At 56.3% G+C, this 18,764-nt stretch carries 20 protein-coding genes and 1 tRNA gene; 6 read left to right on the top strand and 15 right to left on the bottom strand.

Features of this window, described 5'->3' with window-relative positions:
• Positions 1-1,015, bottom strand: a 1,015-nt coding sequence (gene alr / locus RV1423_RS24305; protein ID WP_034302581.1) for an alanine racemase, incomplete at its 3' end; no start/stop codon positions are given.
• A gap of 224 nt (positions 1,016-1,239) precedes the next feature.
• Here alr and lplT point away from each other — a divergent pair.
• Positions 1,240-2,508 (top strand): lysophospholipid transporter LplT, encoded by a 1,269-nt coding sequence (gene lplT, locus RV1423_RS24300; RefSeq protein ID WP_034302578.1) that lies wholly within the window; start codon positions 1,240-1,242, stop codon positions 2,506-2,508.
• A 69-nt stretch (positions 2,509-2,577) separates the two neighbouring features.
• Here lplT and RV1423_RS24295 read toward each other — a convergent pair whose 3' ends face one another.
• The 4 genes from RV1423_RS24295 to tsaB are packed head-to-tail and all read right to left on the bottom strand — an operon-like array spanning position 2,578 to position 5,699.
• Entirely contained in the window at positions 2,578-3,573 is a 996-nt protein-coding gene (locus RV1423_RS24295; protein ID WP_051516921.1) for a DUF1853 family protein, read from the bottom strand.
• Complete coding sequence (locus tag RV1423_RS24290) at positions 3,554-4,498, bottom strand: uracil-DNA glycosylase family protein (RefSeq protein ID WP_034302575.1); 945 nt, start codon at positions 4,496-4,498, stop codon at positions 3,554-3,556. The genes RV1423_RS24295 and RV1423_RS24290 overlap by 20 nt, the downstream gene beginning before the upstream one ends.
• On the bottom strand, positions 4,495-4,986 hold the full coding sequence (gene rimI / locus RV1423_RS24285) for a ribosomal protein S18-alanine N-acetyltransferase (protein WP_034302572.1): 492 nt from the start codon (positions 4,984-4,986) through the stop codon (positions 4,495-4,497). The genes RV1423_RS24290 and rimI overlap by 4 nt, the downstream gene beginning before the upstream one ends.
• A 2-nt stretch (positions 4,987-4,988) precedes the next feature.
• Positions 4,989-5,699, bottom strand: coding sequence for a tRNA (adenosine(37)-N6)-threonylcarbamoyltransferase complex dimerization subunit type 1 TsaB (gene tsaB, locus RV1423_RS24280; protein ID WP_034302570.1), 711 nt, complete (start codon positions 5,697-5,699; stop codon positions 4,989-4,991).
• Positions 5,700-5,803: 104 nt separating this feature from the next.
• Here tsaB and RV1423_RS24275 point away from each other — a divergent pair, with 104 nt between their 5' ends.
• Positions 5,804-6,235 carry a thioredoxin family protein gene (locus RV1423_RS24275; RefSeq protein ID WP_034302567.1) on the top strand — a complete coding sequence of 144 codons (432 nt, stop codon included), beginning with the start codon at positions 5,804-5,806 and terminating at the stop codon, positions 6,233-6,235.
• A gap of 1 nt (position 6,236) precedes the next feature.
• Here RV1423_RS24275 and RV1423_RS24270 read toward each other — a convergent pair whose 3' ends face one another.
• The gene (locus RV1423_RS24270; RefSeq protein ID WP_034302565.1) at positions 6,237-7,145 is read right to left on the bottom strand and encodes a LysR family transcriptional regulator; all 909 of its coding nucleotides are present in this window, start codon (positions 7,143-7,145) and stop codon (positions 6,237-6,239) included.
• A gap of 172 nt (positions 7,146-7,317) precedes the next feature.
• Here RV1423_RS24270 and RV1423_RS24265 point away from each other — a divergent pair, with 172 nt between their 5' ends.
• From RV1423_RS24265 to RV1423_RS24250, 4 genes are all read left to right on the top strand, one after another.
• Entirely contained in the window at positions 7,318-7,590 is a 273-nt protein-coding gene (locus tag RV1423_RS24265) for a DUF4148 domain-containing protein (RefSeq protein ID WP_034302563.1), read from the top strand.
• A gap of 323 nt (positions 7,591-7,913) precedes the next feature.
• Positions 7,914-9,167 carry an aspartate kinase gene (locus RV1423_RS24260; RefSeq protein ID WP_034302561.1) on the top strand — a complete coding sequence of 418 codons (1,254 nt, stop codon included), beginning with the start codon at positions 7,914-7,916 and terminating at the stop codon, positions 9,165-9,167.
• 148 nt (positions 9,168-9,315) lie between these two features.
• Positions 9,316-9,409, top strand: a tRNA-Ser gene (locus RV1423_RS24255).
• A gap of 164 nt (positions 9,410-9,573) precedes the next feature.
• Entirely contained in the window at positions 9,574-10,800 is a 1,227-nt protein-coding gene (locus RV1423_RS24250) for an integrase arm-type DNA-binding domain-containing protein (RefSeq protein WP_034302558.1), read from the top strand.
• A 10-nt stretch (positions 10,801-10,810) separates the two neighbouring features.
• On the opposite strand, the gene RV1423_RS28730 is transcribed toward RV1423_RS24250, so the two are convergent.
• The 9 genes from RV1423_RS28730 to RV1423_RS24210 are packed head-to-tail and all read right to left on the bottom strand — an operon-like array spanning position 10,811 to position 18,763.
• Positions 10,811-11,386, bottom strand: coding sequence for a hypothetical protein (locus RV1423_RS28730; RefSeq protein ID WP_155835259.1), 576 nt, complete (start codon positions 11,384-11,386; stop codon positions 10,811-10,813).
• A 1-nt stretch (position 11,387) separates the two neighbouring features.
• On the bottom strand, positions 11,388-11,870 hold the full coding sequence (locus tag RV1423_RS24240; protein ID WP_034302556.1) for a glycoside hydrolase family 108 protein: 483 nt from the start codon (positions 11,868-11,870) through the stop codon (positions 11,388-11,390).
• A complete protein-coding gene (locus RV1423_RS24235) occupies positions 11,867-12,208 on the bottom strand; it encodes a phage holin family protein (protein ID WP_034302553.1) in 342 nt (113 codons plus the stop codon). The genes RV1423_RS24240 and RV1423_RS24235 overlap by 4 nt, the downstream gene beginning before the upstream one ends.
• Positions 12,209-12,262: 54 nt before the next feature.
• Positions 12,263-12,619, bottom strand: a complete 357-nt coding sequence (locus RV1423_RS30105; protein ID WP_155835258.1) for a hypothetical protein — start codon at positions 12,617-12,619, stop codon at positions 12,263-12,265.
• Between the two features lie 3 nt (positions 12,620-12,622).
• Positions 12,623-13,882 (bottom strand): hypothetical protein, encoded by a 1,260-nt coding sequence (locus RV1423_RS24230; RefSeq protein WP_155835257.1) that lies wholly within the window; start codon positions 13,880-13,882, stop codon positions 12,623-12,625.
• Positions 13,883-13,884: 2 nt separating this feature from the next.
• Positions 13,885-16,890 (bottom strand): phage tail protein, encoded by a 3,006-nt coding sequence (locus tag RV1423_RS24225; RefSeq protein ID WP_051516917.1) that lies wholly within the window; start codon positions 16,888-16,890, stop codon positions 13,885-13,887.
• Positions 16,891-17,310, bottom strand: a complete 420-nt coding sequence (locus RV1423_RS24220; protein ID WP_034302551.1) for a C40 family peptidase — start codon at positions 17,308-17,310, stop codon at positions 16,891-16,893.
• The gene (locus RV1423_RS24215) at positions 17,307-18,161 is read right to left on the bottom strand and encodes a DUF2163 domain-containing protein (RefSeq protein WP_034302549.1); all 855 of its coding nucleotides are present in this window, start codon (positions 18,159-18,161) and stop codon (positions 17,307-17,309) included. Before RV1423_RS24215 ends, RV1423_RS24220 begins: the two co-directional genes overlap by 4 nt.
• Positions 18,158-18,763, bottom strand: a complete 606-nt coding sequence (locus RV1423_RS24210) for a DUF2460 domain-containing protein (protein WP_034302546.1) — start codon at positions 18,761-18,763, stop codon at positions 18,158-18,160. The genes RV1423_RS24215 and RV1423_RS24210 overlap by 4 nt, the downstream gene beginning before the upstream one ends.
• Position 18,764: the final 1 nt, after the last annotated feature.

Here is an 18,764-nt window from a genome sequence, read left to right as displayed (position 1 = left end):
CCGCCGCGAAAGCGACTTCATCAATCGGCGGTTCGTCGCCCCACAGGACGACGTGACTGCCGATCCCCGCGTGCGGGATATGCGTCAGATCCACCGCCAGCATGTCCATCGATACGCGCCCCACCGTGCCGGTCCGCACGCCGTCGACCACCACCGGCGTGTTGTTGGGAGCATGGCGCGGATAGCCGTCGGCATAGCCGCACGCCACAATGCCGATCTTCATCGGCTTGTCGGCGACAAAACGGCTGCCGTAGCCGACCGCGTCGCCTGGACCGATGTCCTGCACGCCGATGATCTTGCTTTCCAACGTCATGGCCGCACGCAATCCGAATTCTTTCGCCGTGCCGCCGCCCGGCGTTGCGCCATACAGTATGACGCCGGGACGCACCCATTCATAAGCAAGTTCGGCATGCAGCAAATCCGCCGCCGAATTCGCCACGCTGTGCTCACCGGCAAGGCCTTCGGTGGCCGCCTTGAAGCGTCTGATCTGCTCGGCCAGCGGCATGTCGGGATTGGCCGCGTCGTCGGCGTTGGCGAAGTGCGTCATCATGGTGATGCTGCGCACGCAGCCCAGCTTCTGCAGGCGTTCATAGGCGGCGCGATACACTTGCGGTTTGAAGCCGAGGCGGTTCATGCCGCTGTTCATCTTCAGGTGCACGTCGAATTGCGCATTGGCGCCGACGCTTTCCAATATCTGTATTTGCGCATCGCAATGCACGGCAAATTGCAACTGGTGCTGCGCAAGCACAGGGATGTCGTCGGCGTCGAAGAAGCCTTCCAGCAGCAGGATGGGCTTGGTCCAGCCGAGTTCGCGCAACCGCACCGCGTAGTCGACCTCGACCAGCGCCAGGCCATCGGCATCGGCAAAAGCCCGTATGGCGCGCTCCAGTCCATGTCCGTAGGCCTGTGCCTTGACGACTGCCCACGCCTTGGCGTGCGGAGCATGCGATTTCGCTATTGCGAGGTTATGTTGTAGTGCAGAAATGTCAATGGTGGCAACAATTGGTCTTGGCATAAGAATGGACAGGAAGCAGGCGAAAGTGGGAGGAAGTCCGATAGTTCGGGAACAAGAGGCCATTTTACCGGACCAGCTTGTTTCCAAGAAGAGGAGGCAAGAAGCCGGATGATGCAGTCAAAACGCGCTGACCATCCATTTTCGCCCATCATACTTATCATTGGCACGTCATCTTTTCATGGTATAAAGCAAGCCGGAGATAATTTGTCACATCTTGGATACGGATGAATCGCGGCTTTTACACAATCATGGCGGCGCAGTTTTTTTCGTCGCTTGCAGATAATGCCCTGCTGATCGCAGCTATTGCACTCCTCGCGGAGATGCATTCTCCGGCATGGATGACGCCGCTGCTGAAATTGTTCTTCGTGCTGTCCTATGTACTGCTGGCCGCTTTCGTCGGCGCTTTTGCAGACGCATTCCCCAAAGGCAAGGTGATGTTCATCACCAACCTGATCAAGGTCGTCGGCTGCGCGCTCATGTTTTTCACCGTCCATCCGCTGGTCGCCTATGCCGTGGTCGGCTTCGGCGCGGCTGCCTACTCGCCGGCCAAGTACGGCATCCTGACCGAACTGCTGCCGCCGGAAAAACTGGTTGCCGCCAACGGCTGGATCGAAGGGCTGACGGTGGGCTCCATCATCTTCGGCACAGTGCTAGGCGGTGCACTGGTCAACCCGCATGTCGCCTCGGTGCTGCTGGCGTTCGATTTCCCGATCGTCGACTTCAACATCAATACTCCCACCGAAGCCGCGCTCTGCATCATTACCGTCATCTACCTCATCGCCGCGATCTTCAACCTCAACATCCCCGACACCGGCGCCCGCTACGCCCACCAGCAGCACAATCCCGTCAAACTGATCGCCGACTTCGCCAACTGCTTCATCACCCTGTGGCGAGACAAGCTGGGACAGATTTCGCTGGCGGTCACCACGCTGTTCTGGGGCGCCGGCGCGACGCTGCAATTCATCGTCCTCAAATGGGCGGAAAAATCCCTGCATATGCCGCTGGACAAGGCCGCGATCCTGCAAGGCATCGTGGCGCTGGGCGTAGCCTTGGGCGCAGTCGGCGCCGCGCGTTTCGTGCCGTTGAAAAAATCATTGTCCGTCATGCCTCTGGGCATCATCATGGGTTTGGTGGTCATGTCCATGACCGCCGTGACGTCGATCTGGATCGCTTATCCGCTGTTGATCGTCATCGGTGCGCTATCCGGCTACTTCGTCGTGCCGATGAACGCTCTGCTGCAGCACCGCGGCCATGTGCTGATGAGCGCCGGCCATTCGATCGCGGTGCAGAACTTCAACGAGAACCTGTCCGTGTTGACGATGCTGGTGCTATATGCGGTCATGGTCCGCCTCAATCTCGATGTCAATATTGTCATCATCATCTTCGGCGTCTTCGTGGCCAGCATCATGTTCCTGATCATGCGTCGCCACGCCGCCAACCAGCGCAACCACGATTCGCTGGCGCTGATCGGCGAGCATAAGCACGACGAATAAAAAACCGCAGTGGCTGGGCGCTGCGCGGCGTTCATTTTTTTGCTTGCTGCCTGCCCTGCATTCCGGATATCAATACTTCACCACCGCGTGCTGCACACGCTGCGTCGCCTTTTCCTGCCAATCATCCGGGACGATAAAACCGCGACGGCACTCCAATACAACATCGCCCGCAAGATCGCATACGGCGATCATGACCGGCGCCAGGGTCTCCTCGAACAAGGTTGCGACAGCATCGCGCAGTTGCGCGCCTGATAAAGCCATTCCGGCCTCGGCACGCGCCGGCGCCAGCCACTCCAGGCGCGGCAATATCAGGTAATGCGACGCATCGTCCTGATCCAGCGCCGACAACTCGCACCAGAATCCGCTGCAATGCGCGATTGAAATGCCCAGAGCCGACGGCAGCGGCGGCGTCGTTGCCTCGCGATAGAACAGCCAGCCCTTCACCAGCGCCTGAGCGCGCGCGACCGGTTGCGACAAATATTGGCCGGCAGCCGGATGCGCGGACAGCATCAATTGCTGTTGCATGATCTTGTCCATCTTGGCGCCAAGGGAGTCTGCCAGGTTCGGACCGACAAAAGCATCTGTCTGCATCTGCTCGCGGTGCGACTCCAGTAAATAAAACTTGGTGGCGAACTCCCAGTGGACAACGCCGGTGCGCGCCTCGTCATGCACCAGAAAATCGAACTCGCCGACAGTGTCGTTCGGACCGTTGCGGACCTGCACGTTATGCGCGATCAGACGCCCGGTCTGCTGCAAATAAAACGTCAGCAACTTTTCAGCGTAACGTCCCAGACGCGCCGACGGCTGGGCATTCAGCAGCGTGTATAAGGCACGCGGGCTGCGATCCAGCGCATGCAGCCAAGTGGCGTCCATGTCGCTGACCGGCCCCAGGGTGGCGATGCGGCCGTTCCAGCGCGGCGCCTGCGCATCGAGCAAATCCGGAGCATCAAGCAGCCACGCCAGCGCCCGTACATGCGGATCGTGCAGCGCTGACCAGCGCCGGTGAAACAGCTCTTGATAAGAAAGTGCGGATTGCGTAAGCAGCTCAGTGTGTGACGTCGGCATAGGCGGTCATCGCGAGGCACAAATCGGCCCAGGCCTTGCTTTTGTCGCCAAGCTGCCGCAACAGATAAGCCGGGTGGTAAGTCACCACCAGCGGCAAGCCCTGGTAGCGATGGACGGTGCCGCGCAATTTTGACACCGGCGTTGCCGGGTCGAGTCCCAGCAGCGACAAGGCTGCTGTCTTGCCCAAGGCGACCAGTACGGTCGGCTGGATCAGGGCGATCTGGCGCTGCAGGTAAGGCAGGCAAGACGCCACTTCCTGCGGCGACGGCGGACGATCCTTGCCGCTTCCATCCGTGGGACGGCATTTGACGATGTTGGCGATATAGGCGTTGTCGCCACGCTTCAAACCCATCGCGATCAGCATGTTGTCGAGCAATTTGCCGGCCGGACCGACGAACGGTTCGCCCTGCATATCCTCGTTACGGCCGGGGCCCTCGCCGATGAACAGCCATTTGGCCTTCTCGTCGCCGACGCCGAACACAGTCTTTTTGCGGCCGTTGCACAATCCGCATTGCCGGCAGTCGGAGACCGTTTCCTTGAGCTTGGCCCAGTCCATGGTGGCGATGGCCGGATTGATATTGACGGCCGGTTCAACGTCGTCCTCATCGCCATACGGCATGAAGCCGGGCGCCCCCATGTCAGCGTCATTCATTTCGGTCAGCCAGGGCGGCAAACCGTCGTCTTGCGCCGCAGGCGGCGGCGCCTGGCGCGACGGCTGGACCTGAACGGCCGATGCGGCGCTGGAGCGTCCCGACTGCAATTCAGGCCGCGATTCAAGCTGTGATTCGGACTGTAAAACGGCAACTGCCGTTTCCGCTTCCGGCGCCGCCACCGCCCCGGTGGGCAGATGTCGCCGCACCCAGACCGGACCGACGCCGATTTCTTCCAATACCCGGGCCGCAGCGGCCAATGTGTTCTGACTCATAGCGTTAAACTCATCACGATCGCGTCTTCGCGCGTATGTTGATCGGCGGGATAATAATTTTTGCGGCGCCCGATTTCAACGAAACCATAGCGCCGATAAACATGCAACGCACGCAGGTTCGAGACCCGCACTTCCAGTAGCATCACCCTCATCCGGTGCTTGCGCGCCAGGTCGACAGCGTAGTCGAGCAGCAGATGACCAATTCCTTCGCCTTGCACATCCTCGGCCACGCTGATATTGAGCAGGTGCGCTTCATCGACAGCCTCCATCACCAGAAAGTATCCCAGCAGCCGCCCCGACGGATCGCGCATGGTCAGGGTCTGGTAGCCGCTGTACAGCGAATCGAGGAAATTACCGCGCGTCCATGGATGCGAGTAGATCCGGTCTTCGATATGCACAACTTCATCCATGTCGGCGACCTGCATGGCGGTAAATTCCAGCTTACCGAACCTGCTTTCCAGCGTATGTAGCAAGGCGCCACTACTCATACTCACGCCGCACCTTTAGCGAGATCGCGCACCCGCCGTTCGGCCGTAGTCAGCGCAACCTTGTTGCGCAGGTACAGCGGCTGCGCATCCTGCAGCGCAACCGTCCTGCCTTGCTCGAAAATCCCGCGTCCCAGCGTCGCTACCTGCGCGGCGTGCGGCATCAGTTGCGCCATCGCCCCGACAGTGAATGCCTGTCCGGCGAAATCCTTGGCATATGCCGCCAGTCCGTTACCGCAAGCCCGCACCAAACCCTGCGGCCGGACATCGATTGCCGTCGACAACACCGGTTCGAGCACGGCCTGCCAGCCGTCGGCGCCATGACGATATTGCGCCCAGTAGACCTCGCCCATGCGCGCATCAAGGACGGCCAGGACGTCCTTTGCCTGCCCCCCGGTTGCCTCCAGGCAGGCTTGCGCCATCGCTTCCAGCGTCACCACCGGCGCCACCGGCAAATCGCTGCCAAAGGCCAATCCCTGCACCACGCCGCAGGCCGTGCGCACTCCGGTGAACGAACCCGGTCCGACGCCGAATGCAATGGCGTCGCAGCGCGACAAGGCGACCCCCGCCTGCGCCAGCAATTGCTGGACCATCGGCAAAATGGTTTCTGAATGCGTTTGCACGCCCAGGGATTCGCGGCTGATCAGTTCATCACCGTGCAGCAAGGCTGCCGAGGCGAGTTCGGTGGATGTTTCGATGGCAAGAATGATAGACATCTCGCTATTTTACCTCGCCGGCCGCGACGTAAAAGTATCCTTCACCAGCGATTGCGGACGCCTTGCACCGGTTTTTTTGCATCCGGAGTAGAATAGGCCGCCTCATGTCCTATCAGATCTTCACCGCCAGCAACCGAGAAGAACTCGCCGCCGCCCTCGCCGACGACAAATGGGTGGTCGCCTGCCTTTGTGCCGGCTGGTGCGGCAGTTGCCGCGAATACGCAGTCAATTTCGCCGCTTGGGCGGAACGCAGCCCCCAACATCATTTCGTCTGGATCGACATCGAAGATCAGGCTGACCTGGTCGGCGACCTTGATATCGACAACTTTCCCACCCTGCTGATGCAACGCGGATCGACGGTCGGCTTTTTTGGCGCCATGGAACCCGATACCCGCCAGGCCGAACGTCTGCTGCAGGCGCTATCGACCAAAAGCCGGGATGAACTCGAACGCGAAGCACGCAGCAGCGCCGAACGCCGCGAATGGCAGGAATGCGATCTGCAGCAGCGTCTCAACAATCTTTCCGACGCCGGCTGAATCACAGCCAGGGATCCGACTCAGGCTGGGGAAATTTCTCCACGATGAAATCCACAAAACTGCGCACCTTGGCCGACAGCAGACGCCGGCTTGGATAAGCCATCATCACCGTTACCTGCCCCATCTGGTAGTCAGCCAGCACGCGTTGCAATTTACCGCAACGCAGATCGTCGCCCAAGCTGAACGAAGGACGCATGGCGATACCCATGCCTGCCAGCGCAAAATCGCGCAGCAACAGCGCGCTGTTGGAGACGACGTTGCTGGTGATCGGGATGTCGCGGATGCCATCTTCCGTCTTGACGTGCCAGTTGTGGCGCAAATGTTCGTGCGAAAAATTGAGGCAGGCATGCCGGTTCAGTTCGTCCGGCGTCTGCGGTGCGCCGTGCTGTGCAATGTACGACGGCGAAGCGCACAACACCACTTCCGCCACACCGATCTTGCGCACCACCATGCTGGCATCGAATTTCTGCAAGCTGCTGAAAAAACCGACGTCCAGCCCCTCTTCCACCAAATCCTTGCTACGCTCGGACAAGGAGATGTCCAGCATGACCTCGGGATAGGCCCTGGAATAATCCGGCAGCAACTTGCCCAGTTGGCTCTGGCCGAAACCGACGTGCGAGTATAGCGACAAGGTGCCGGCCGGCTTCTTGGTTTCCAGGGCCACGATCGCCTCGGCCTCCTCAATCTCCGGCAAGATGTGCCTGATCCGCTCCAGATAAGCCAGGCCGGACTCCGTCAGCGACAGCCGGCGGGTGGAACGATTCAGCAAGCGTGCGCCGAGATGGTTTTCCAGATCGACGATGTAGCGCGTTACCACGGCATTCGACAACGACAAGATTTCCGCCGCGCGGACAAAACTGCCCTGTTCAACCACCTTCGCAAATACTTTCATTGAGTGCAGGCGATCCATTTTCAAGCCCCTGATTGTTTCTTTAACTGAAATAGTGCGTTGCCATTAAACCCATTTTTCTTATGGGAAGCAATAGATACACTGTGCTTCATCGATGACGCGCAAGCAGCCACAAGCCGAACCGCCCTGTTCATCGACGCATGTTTTATTTACTGTTTTAAGGAGAACCATCATGAACACCAAGCAAATCACTGCCGCTGTCATCCTCTTTGCCGCTGCCGGCGCCGCAATGGCTGAAGCCCCATATCCACCGGAAACCAAGTTCGTGTCGACCAAGACCCGCGCCGAAGTCATTTCCGAGTTGCAACAGGCACAGGCTCAAGGCCTCATCGCCAACGGCGACAACTACCCCATCGTGATCCAGGCTCGTAGCACTCGCTCGCGCGAACAAGTCGTCAGCCAATCGCAATCGGCCAGCGACAATAGCATCTACGCCGGCGCTTAATCGCAGGCTTCAGGTATCACCCGGCTGTACTGCGGCCCAGTCCGCAACCCCTCCACCCTGGTCGGCCTGCCATATGGCAGCACCACGGTGGGCGGCGCTCCAGACCACCTCCGGTAAATTTCTTGTTTGCATCAAATCACAGGAACAAGTTGAAAACGCCCCAAAATGGCTCAAAAATGCCTGTTTTCAGCGGCTTTTGCTTGTGATTTTGGACTTCTCACTGTAAAGTCGAGGGTTTGTTTCCTCCGGCCTTCATCGCAATCCGGCAACAAATAGCAATATCCAAGAGCAGCATTCAGTCACGCAATTCAGACCTACTTCCTATGGCTTTATACGTTCACAAATACGGCGGCACTTCAATGGGCTCGACAGAGCGCATCAAGAACGTCGCCAAGCGCGTTGCCAAGTGGCACGACGCCGGCCACCAGATCGTTGTCGTTCCCTCCGCAATGTCTGGCGAAACCAACCGTTTGCTGGGCCTGGCCAAAGAAATCATGGCCCAGCCTGATCAACGCGAACTGGACATGCTGGCCTCGACCGGCGAGCAGGTTTCCGTTGCCTTGCTGGCAATGGCGCTGCAGGCGATCGGCAAGGAAGCCGTCTCCTATGCCGGCTGGCAAGTGCCGATCAAGACCGATTCCGCCTTCACCAAGGCGCGCATCCGCTCGATTGACGACGCCAAGGTGCGCAAAGACCTCAGCGCCGGCAAGATCGTGATCATCACCGGCTTCCAGGGCGTGGACGCCGACGGCAATATCACCACGCTGGGCCGCGGCGGTTCCGACACCTCCGCGGTGGCGGTGGCCGCAGCGATCAAGGCCGCCGAATGCCTGATCTATACCGACGTCGACGGCGTCTATACGACCGACCCGCGCGTGGTCAGCGAAGCGCGCCGCCTGAACACCGTAACCTTCGAAGAAATGCTGGAAATGGCCTCGCTGGGCTCCAAGGTCCTGCAAATCCGCTCGGTGGAATTTGCCGGCAACTACAAGATGCCGACGCGCGTGCTGTCGTCGCTGACCGACCCATTAATGCCGCTGGACGAAGAAACCAGATCCGGCACACTGATTTCGTTTGAGGAAGACACCAACATGGAACAAGCAACCATTACCGGCATCGCGTTCAGCCGCGACGAGGCCAAGATCACCGTGCTCGGCGTGCCTGACCGTCCGGGCATCGCCTACCAGATCCTGGGCCCGATCGCTGATGCCAACATCGAAGTGGACATGATCATCCAGAACCAGTCTGTCGAAGGCAAGACCGATTTCACTTTCACCGTTCCGCGCGCCGAGTACGCGAAGGCCGTCGAAGTGCTGAACGCCAGCGTCAAAGCCCACATCGGCGCGGCCAGCATCGTCGGCGACACCAAGGTGTCGAAGGTGTCCGTGGTCGGCGTCGGCATGCGCAGCCACGTCGGCATCGCCTCGCAAATGTTCCGCACGTTGTCGGAAGAAGGCGTCAACATCCAGATGATCTCCACCTCCGAAATCAAGATCTCGGTCCTGATCGACGAAAAGTACATGGAACTCGCAGTACGCGCGTTGCACAAGGCCTTCGATCTGGAAAACGGCAAGTAAGAGTAAGCAAGGGCAAATAAGTATCGAAGAAACTCTGCAAAACGGAAATAATCGATCCGAAATCGCATAGTTTCGTTGACCAAATCCGCGTGAAAAGATATCATGCGGAACTTCTTTGCTGAGGCAGCGAAATAGCTGCCTGCAGTGTGGAGACGTGGCCGAGTGGTCGAAGGCACTTCCCTGCTAAGGAAGCATATGGGCTTAAACCTGTATCGAGGGTTCGAATCCCTCCGTCTCCGCCAATGAATTGTTTCAAGCAGTTCTAGGTTGTTCAACGAAGCCGCTCTGACGTAATGTCTTAGCGGCTTTTTTGTTTCATGGCGTTTCTATTTGTTCGTTGCATGCCCATAAATTTGTTGGTAAATTCGTTGGTGAAAATCCCACAACGAAAATAATTCACCAACAAATGCCCCTATCAGACGCTACCTGTCGCGCCGCAAAGCCCAAAGAGAAAGTCTACAAGTTGTCCGATGCGCGCGGCCTGGCGCTGACTATTCATCCCGGCGGCGGCAAGTATTGGACCGGTGCATACCGCTTCGGCGGCAAACAAAAATCGCTTTCGCTTGGCGCCTATCCGGAGGTGTCATTGGCTGCGGTGCGCGAAAAGTGGGAAGACGCGCGCCGACAGTTGAAGGCTGGCGATGATCCCGGTGTCGAAAAGCAGATAAGCAAAATTGCGCAGGTTGTCGCGCAGGCGCGTACGTTCGAAGTCGTGGCGAGGGAATGGCACGCACACATGGCGGCCAGTGATGAATGGGGCGTTGGAACGGCGGCGGAGAATTTGCACCGGCTGGAGGTCGACGTCTTTCCGGTGATCGGTGCCGACCCGATCGCGAAGATAGCGCCGCAGCGTCTGCTGCTGGTGTTCCGTGAGATTGAAAAGCGCGGCGCGCTGGAGATTGCCAGCCGATGCCGTGGCATGGTTTCCCGCGTTTTTAATTTTGCGATTGTATGCGGGGATACGGCCGGCAATCCGGCTGCAGCACTCAAGGACGTGATGAAGAAACCGAAAAAGGGTCACTTCGCCTCGATCACCGTCGAAGAATTCCCGCAGTTCATCAAGGACTTGATCACCAGCCGAACCCACATGTACCCGGCCACGCGGGTGGCGCTGTGGCTGATGATGCGAACCTTCGTCCGGACAACCGAACTCATCGCGGTGCCCTGGGCAGAGCCTGATCTTGAAAAAGCGATATGGGACATCCCGCCGGAGCGGATGAAGAAGGGGCGCGGCCACGTTGTGCCGTTGTCCAGGCAAAGCGTCGCCCTCTTCCGTGAAATGCAACCGCTGACTGGCCGCAACAAGTTTGTCTTCCCCAACCAGCGACGGCCAGATGATCACATGTCAGACGGGGCAATTTTGAAGGCGCTGGAAAATATCGGATACGCCGGCAGGATGACCGGCCACGGCTTCCGCTCGCTGGCAATGGGCGTGCTCAAGCAGGAGTTGGGATATCGCCATGAAGTGGTCGACCTGCAACTGTCGCACGCCAAGGGTAACAAGGTGGATAAGGCATATGACCGCGCCAAGTTCTTGGTCGAGCGTACGAAGATGATGCAAGACTGGTCTGATTATATCGATCGCTTGGTCGACGCCGCCACCAGCAGGCCTGGAATCCATCTGGTGGCGTAAATCGTCTCTTCTATCCACGATTATCGGTGGGAATCAACGGGCTGGCCTGCATCTTTCCTCGGAAGTAAGAGGCAATGCCAAGCACGGCAGTTTGCGCCGCCATGATGCCGGCCATTGCACCGAGCATTGCCGGAAGGTAGGACAGCACCACCGGGTCCACTTTGAAGAACATCACGCCCAGGTATGCCACCATCACCGTCGAGGCCGTCATGATACCCTCGGCACCATAACAAAATCCGATGAACGGCCGCCAGCTATATGTCGGCCAGTGATCCGCTTTCGCCTCGACCTGCATTGTGGCATTGACGGCGGCCGTGTCAGCGGTGTCTGCACTCAGTTCGGCAATACTCAATTCGTTCGCCAATTTGGCCAACTCATATTGCTGGTCCAGCACAGCCTTCTGAAACTGCATCGAGAGATTCGGATCGGCCTGGATCGCGGCCAAAGCGGCATCCGGTGCCGACTGCCCGGTAACTACCTGGGCAATGCCGACTACCTTTGTGGCGACGTCTTCCGCTTTGCTGCCGCCGAACCAGCCAGCGATCATTGGTGCGAATTGCGCAAGCGCGAGTGCGATAGGTAACATGTTAAATAGCTCCTAATTTGAGGTTGTCAGCAATACGATTGGCCCAGCCCTTACCAAAGTTAAGCCAGGTTTTAAGGGAAGTGAAATAGCGAATGCGCAGGCTATTCCAGCGCATGACAAACTTAAGTGGATCTGTCGCCGCGACCGCTGCGATGGTCACCGGTCCAAGCACGCCGTCGACCTTGATGCCAGCGGCCCCCTGCATCCAGATAACCGGATGGCCGCCGTTGTAGTTCGTGTCGAAAATCTGGAACGCGACACGCGGGTCGAAGCTGTCTAGGCGCAGTGGATCCCAATAGAGTTTCTTGGCGATCGCCTTCGCCGTTTCGCGCGGTAGGTCTTTCATGGCGCCGGTGTATCCGTACGCGCGCGCCACGCGCAGGGTAACGCCCCACATGGTTTCGCCGCCCGGGTCCTTCTGGTTATTGCTGTAGCCGCCTTCGTTGCCGATCAGCGCGTCGAATGCGTCATCAAAACTGCTCATGATTTTTCACTCCCTTTTGGAAATTTGGACTCCATCAGGCGTTCCAGCAACATGATGGAACGGCTACCCATGTGGCCGGCGATGCCGACCATTGCCGCCGTAAGCAGCGGCGCAAAATTGCTCCACTCGCACAAGTAAAACGTCATCACGCCGGCAAAGGCGCTGGTGCAAATCTCGCCGATCAGCTCCACGATGTTCCATGCGCGGGCGTGGCCGTCTTTGACTTTGCGCATAAACGACACGAACCCCCCCATTGCTGACAGACCGAATACCCAGGCATAAGTGAGCCAGCCGAAGTTTTCAGGCGATTTCTCAGGTGTCATTTCTTTTTTTTCCATTTGAGAATTGGCAAAAAAAAGCCGCCCGAAGGCGGCTTGTTTGGTGATGCTAGTTTAGGTTCCATCTGGGTAGCTTGGACGTTCTGGGAGGGGTTGTGTCGAATCTCCGCTAGCTGCTGCGACGATGCCTCTGAGTTGCTTGCGATAGGTGATCCAAACCACAGGTACGGAGACACTATTTTCGGCGCAGCGCAAAATAGTCTCATCGCTTTTATCGAGCGCCGCCTTAGCCTCCTGCTGGTATGCGGCCCATATGGTTGCCGGATCTGGTGCGTCGAGTGCTTGAGGTGTATTCCCCTCGCTCACCCACGCGAGGTAGTCCCGATAGTCAGTGTTACCAGAATCTGCCGGGATTAATGCGCCGTCCACCAAGCGCCGAATATGAGAATTTGCAGTTAGTTGATATGCCATGTTTTACATCCTCGCTGAAGAGGTCCAGTTACAAGAAACGCCGCCGGTCTGCGCGATCGGGGCTGAATATCCGAAAGAGAAACCTGAATCGGTTCCACCGACGATTGAAGTGTTACCGTGGCTAACCGCTCCGCCTACAGCCACTGTGGAGATGTAACCGAACTGCCCGATGAGATCATAGGTAGTAACGGTTGGATTGACTCGCTTTGCAGCTTTGTAAAGAACAACTCCCGGAAATCCACCGTTGGTTATGATGGCAGCCGTGTTGACAATGAAACTACTAGCGCTACTGTAGTTGCCGCTTACTGAGGAAGCGGGTAGCCAGTTCTGAAAGGACTTCTCGAAATAGCGCTGGCACAGTGACAGTTCTAGTCCGTAAGGCCTCTGTTCGAATGGCGTTGCAACGTTACCAGGCTCAAGCTGTACATTCCCAATGGTGAGCGTCTGTCCTGCCGCTAATGCGCCGCCAGAGAAAGCAATTTCGAGGCCGGTAACAGCAGCACCCGGAATCGAGATTTGGGCGTTGTAGGTGGACTCGGTACTACCAATCGTGAAAGTACCTGTTGCGAACTGAGTGCGGTTCGGGCTAGCCGGGGTACCGAAGCTATCCTTAGTGTTCGCGTAATAGGCCGTCCAAGTGATGCTGGTCAACGAGCTAGACTTTAGCGCGACTGACAGGGATGCTGTGGAGCCGGCCCGACTGGCCGAATTGTTCGCCTCAATTCGCGTGCCAAATCCTACGCTAGTGTTCGAGGCCGCCCCAGTTAATTGGTAGCGATAGGTATTAGCGAAAGGGCCGGCTACCTGCGCGCCGGTCACATTAGCACCTGAGCAATAGGCATAGAACTGATCCACCGTATAGACCAAGCCCGCACCTGCCGTTATCGTCTGGTTAGCGCCCATATTCACTTGATCAACTGCCATCCCCCCGTTAATCACAAGATTGCGCAAGCCAGCAAGTGCGCCTCCATTGATCGATGCTAGCGAGCCAAGGCTGGTGATATCAACGTTGGCGCCACTGGCGGCCAATCCGATCGGAGAGACCCATGCTGTGTTTGCTGAATTCCGCATTCGCAAGACGTTTGGTGTGACAGAAATGTCCATCCAAAATGAAAATGGTTGTACGCCACCAGGCAGAGTGCTTGGGTCTGTAGCGCCTGATGCCTGACCTGACAGGTTTGCCAGCGCCGAATTTATTGCATTGACGAGCGTCAATCCCGGCACCGTTCCGGTGGTAGGTAAAATTAAAGAACCTTGAGACATATCTAATACCCCTGTATTTGAAGATTTACATTTCTAACGACAAGCGATCCGCCATTTGTGACTTGTACTGTGCAACTCGTTTTTGTTGTGGTACCGATTTGGCAGTCGTCGCCGGCCTGCGCGTTCAAAATAGTTGCTTGAACGATCGGTGTCGTCAGGGTGCCAGGACCACCGTTAAATGGCGACGTAAATGTCACTGTCGTCGCAGTAGTTGCTGTCGTCACTTGGTAGGCATCCAGTCTGTCCGGAACATCAACTGAGAACTTCAAATCGGAAAGCACTGCAATGACCTGCTTGTCGCTCGACGTGATGAGTACCCGCGCCTTAAAATACTGAGCGTTGTATGTGCCGGGAACGAAGTTTTGCCACGCGCCATATATTCCGTTGTTTGATGCAATTGCAATTTGCGGCTGGATATTGATACTCGCCCCAAGTTCTGCACCAAGCAGATCGGTAACACCGAGAAAGTCACTGATACTTAGGGCGTTATCGTGTATCGACTGGCCCCTTGCTGTGTAGGACATGAGAATATTGCACGGAGCCACCCTGCCGATATTGACGCTGTGTGCAGGAGGTAAATCGTATTCGCCTGAAGAAGAAATACCCCCGTACCATAAGACATCTGAAACGGTTAGAACATCGCTTTCGGCGAGTATGTTTCCCGCGCCTTGCAGGATCAGTTCCCCCTGCAATACCGCCAAGCTGCTCGATAGCGTTCCGGCCCATCCTGTTGCAGACTCACCAAACGTCTGTATGACATTCTTCGTCAGCGTCGCACCAGTGATGATGATTGACGACGGCACATTTGAATAAACGTTAAAACTTCCAGGGCCTAAGTAATGCGCTGAAATCCAGTATGTGCCATCACCAACGGCAGTAAAGCTAGTTGTTGGCGTGCGACCTAGCACCTGCGCCGACGCCCATGTCGGCCCAAGTCTTACCTCGTAATCTACCGATGGTTGCCGGAAGTCGCTAACAGCAGACCACGTAATCTGCGTCAATCCAGAAACGAAATTAGTGTTGAGCCCTGACAGGTTAGGCAATGGCGAATTCAGCGCTGATCCAGTGATCGTGTACTGATACGCCGGGACGTCCGACAGTGCTTGCAGTCCACCACCAAACTGATTGACTGCTGGCAGCTTTACAAACATCGTCACGCCGATCTTCTCTGGGCCGAACGGATATTTGAAGATCGACCCATCAAGGCGTGAAAACTGGGTACCGGCGACATGAGTTTTGATCGTGGTTCCATAGACACCGCGCCGCAAGTAACTAAGTCCGTACTTTCCGGGGCCGGTCAAAGCCGCATTCTGATAGCTTATCAATTCACCGTCGACGTAGCACAGGGTGTTAAAACCGTCTGCATCTGCCTTCGTGCCTGAAGTCAGCACACCATTGCTTTGCGATAGGTTCACCGCCAGTGTGTACAACACGTCGGGATCAGTGTTTAAAGGCAAGTCATCTGTCAAAACGCCTTGGCGTGCGGCATTCGACACACTGCCGATTTGCCGGTACGTGTTCCCGTCTTCTGAAACCCAAACTTGGCAGCCACTCCAAGACTTAGTACCACTCGCTGCAATCCAGACCTCTAAGCCATTCACGGTTAGAAGATCCGGCGCTTCAAAGATAATGGGCGAGTTCGTATTAGACGGCTTCTCGTTATAGTTGGCCGAGTAGCCTGCAGCGGCCTGGGTTGGGTATAGAACATTGCTCGATACACCAGGGGGTGCATCTTCAGCCTGGATTGTTAGTTCGCCGTCATCGTTCTCCTCGACGGACGTGATGCGCACAGGCCACTTGTTAAGGCCCAGTAATGTATCTGTTAGCGTAACCAAATCAGTAGGCTCAAGCAAACAGAAGTTCCACGGTAGATTGAACTCGTACGTGTTCCGGATATATAGAGACCGCTGCATTACCAACTGCGCTACCTGCACGGCAACATTCTTGTCCGCGATTTCGTGTGCCGTGATGGTTCCCATGGTTCGCATACCGAAGGTGTCGATATTAGCCTGGTCCTTTGCCTCGACGCTCTCTGTGTTGTAGCTGTTGGCACGGTTTAGAAACTCCAGTTGAACCCGATTAAAAGCATCGGCTGTCGTATTCCGTGAGACCTTTATCGGGTCTTCGCCTTCGTGATAAATGAAATGATCGTCGTTTAAATCATAGACTGGCGTGAGATTTGGAACGAACGTCACCCCGCCATAACCAGTAATGGTTTGATCGCCATAGGGAACAATCTTCACAACATCCTCGGACAAATATATTGCCGAGTTCGTGAGCTGCATTAATGACGTTACTGTCTGAGAGGCATCTTGCTGGGTCGAATACGCCGGCGACAACATCAAGCCGCTGGCGATGCAATACTGAGAGTAAGAAGTCAGATCACCAATTTTCGATGCTGGAAAGCCTGCGCCGTAATTTGGGTTGGTGAGATAGTCGATCAGAATGTCGCAAGGATTTGCATCAAGAATACCAGCGCCAACATTGAACGGCAGAATCCCAGTGAGCACCAAATTATGGTTCGGCAGCGACGTATTGCTGCCCAAATCGTAACTTGGGGATGCGACGTAAGCAATGCCCGGGTAAGAAATCGCCTGATCAGGATGATACGTTGACAGGTAGCTCCAAGGTGCCTGTGCATAGCTACCGACCGCATAGCTAAAGAGCTGGCCAACAGCGTAATAGGACTTATCTTTGTACACTCCAGAAACGCCAGCAATTGGCCCCTCAGACAACGCTATCATCAACGCTGCAGTATAGGTATATTGGGTATCGGTCGATTCCCCTCCACCTCCCCCGCCTTTACCACCGCCGCCGCCAGCACTGCTTGAAGTTGTGTGTGGGATAGGCGTGAAATCGCCATACCAGATCAGATTGCCTGGCACACGTGTCGTACCGTATACGATCGGAACACAGAGACCGTATGCTGAGGTCTGAATTTGCAGGCCCAGTGCCATCGTACCGGTGGTGTTGATTCCCTTACTACCACCTCCAAAAAGTGCGCCCATTTATTCCTCGAACAATGTCCAAAAGCTGTCCAGACGTCCCGCCAGTTCCCTGTCGTTGGCATTACCGTAGACACAGCCAAGCTGAAAATATGAATGAATCACGCCGGGCCAATCGGTGACGATAGCGCCGTGTGAAACACATCTCCCAAATTTGAACAGAGCGATATCGCCCGGACGTGGTGTTTCAGTACGTCTGGCGTATTGCGAAATCCATCCCAAATATCGCTCTTCGTCCCGATGAAAGTGCCAGTCCTGCGGGTAGTAGCCGACGTCGATCTTCGGAATTATTCCAACTGCATGGAATACTTCCAGCAGCAGCGTCGCGCAATCGACACCCGCCCCCTTTATCCTTCCCATGTGGTGATATGGCGTTCGCAGCCAGGTTTCTGCCTCTGCCAAGACTAGATTTCTTGTGGTCATTGGGCTGTCTCCGGAACGGGGATGTAAGGAATGCCGCGGAACCGCGGAAGATTGTTGAACTTGTTCTGACACGTTGCTTGCGATTTGTCGCACCCTGGGTAGATATAGAAGGTGTCTCCTGGCGAGGGAGTCGTCGGCAAAGGATTAAGCAGCATCACCGAAGGAGATGAAAAGCTCTTGATCGTTCTCGTCGTTCCAGCAAGAGCACCAGTTGCGAAACCCAGATATCCGGCATCGAAGTAGCCAGTTGGGTACGCAGACATAGAGTACGAAACGATGCTGGTAGTGCTGGCGCTGCTGACGCTTCCACCGACCGCTACGGATGAACGAGCGACACCACAACCACTGTCGTAAAGCGTATGCAAGCACCCGGGCTGGAACAAATTACGCGGCATCTGCACATTCAGAAGTTGAAAGTAGGACGCCACAGTAATTTTTGCCTCTGTTCTACCCACGATAAGCGGAGCGACCATGCCGGTAAATTGGATTACACCGCCCACGGGAACCGGCGGCGCAGACATGAACACGCGATCAACGCGCAATGCAGCGCCGTCGAGCGCACCGGCTCTCGCAGCCTGCAACCACGGCTGACCGTTTATCAAATGGCTCGCATTGGCAAACACACTGAGATCCAGCGTATCGACTTCAACACCAATCACCAGACGAATCTTTGATCGTTTGAAGGTCGGCCCGCTGCTTGAAAAGGTATTTCCAAGGTAAGAAATATCACTGTCCCACAGTGCATAGCGCAGCACCGTGCCATTAATCAGGCTGAACGTGTACAAGTCGGCCATAAAAAACGGCTGGCCACTGTTGAGCAAGTTCGTCAAAGCTGTGGTGGAATTTTTCATACTTTGTTACTCGTCGATCCGATAAATTGCACCTTCTTGTTTTCCCAAAGGTCAGTCATGAACTGACTGAATTGGGAAGAGTCCTGAAGGAAGCGTACGCGGAAGTAAAATGTCCCTGACCACGTTAGGGAGTAGCCAGAAGTCGGCGCTGTCGTGAAAGTCACCAGTCCGGTCGGGCTAACTGTGTAGGAGGATCCTGGTACCAACGTTCCTCCTGCTTTTATGTTCGTCAGGATGTTGACGTTCTGAACTGCCTCGACAAATGCCCCGAGCGAGCGAACAAGCTGAAAGCTCTTCGTTACCCCGTCTCCAACAGCAAACTGAGCATCCGTGACGGTGCAGTCGCTCGGCTCAGTGAACAGAAAACTATCGAACGCGCCCTGCCTGGCAAGGAAGAATCCTGTCAGCGTGTTCAGATCGTTGCCAGCAATGCCATTGCGCAGAAACTCGTAAGTCAGTTCAAACGTCCACAACGGGTACTGCATGAAAGCAGCCCGGTACTCTTTTCCCGACACAGACTGCTTGATGGCGGTATTGAAACCGGGCTGCTTCATAACGGGAAATGCAAGCCCCGGCAGCGTTGGATAAATTGCGTTGCTCATC

The sequence above is a fragment of the Herbaspirillum sp. RV1423 genome, assembly GCF_000577615.1.
Lineage (GTDB): Bacteria > Pseudomonadota > Gammaproteobacteria > Burkholderiales > Burkholderiaceae_D > Herbaspirillum.
This window is presented reverse-complemented; position numbering and strand designations above follow the sequence as displayed.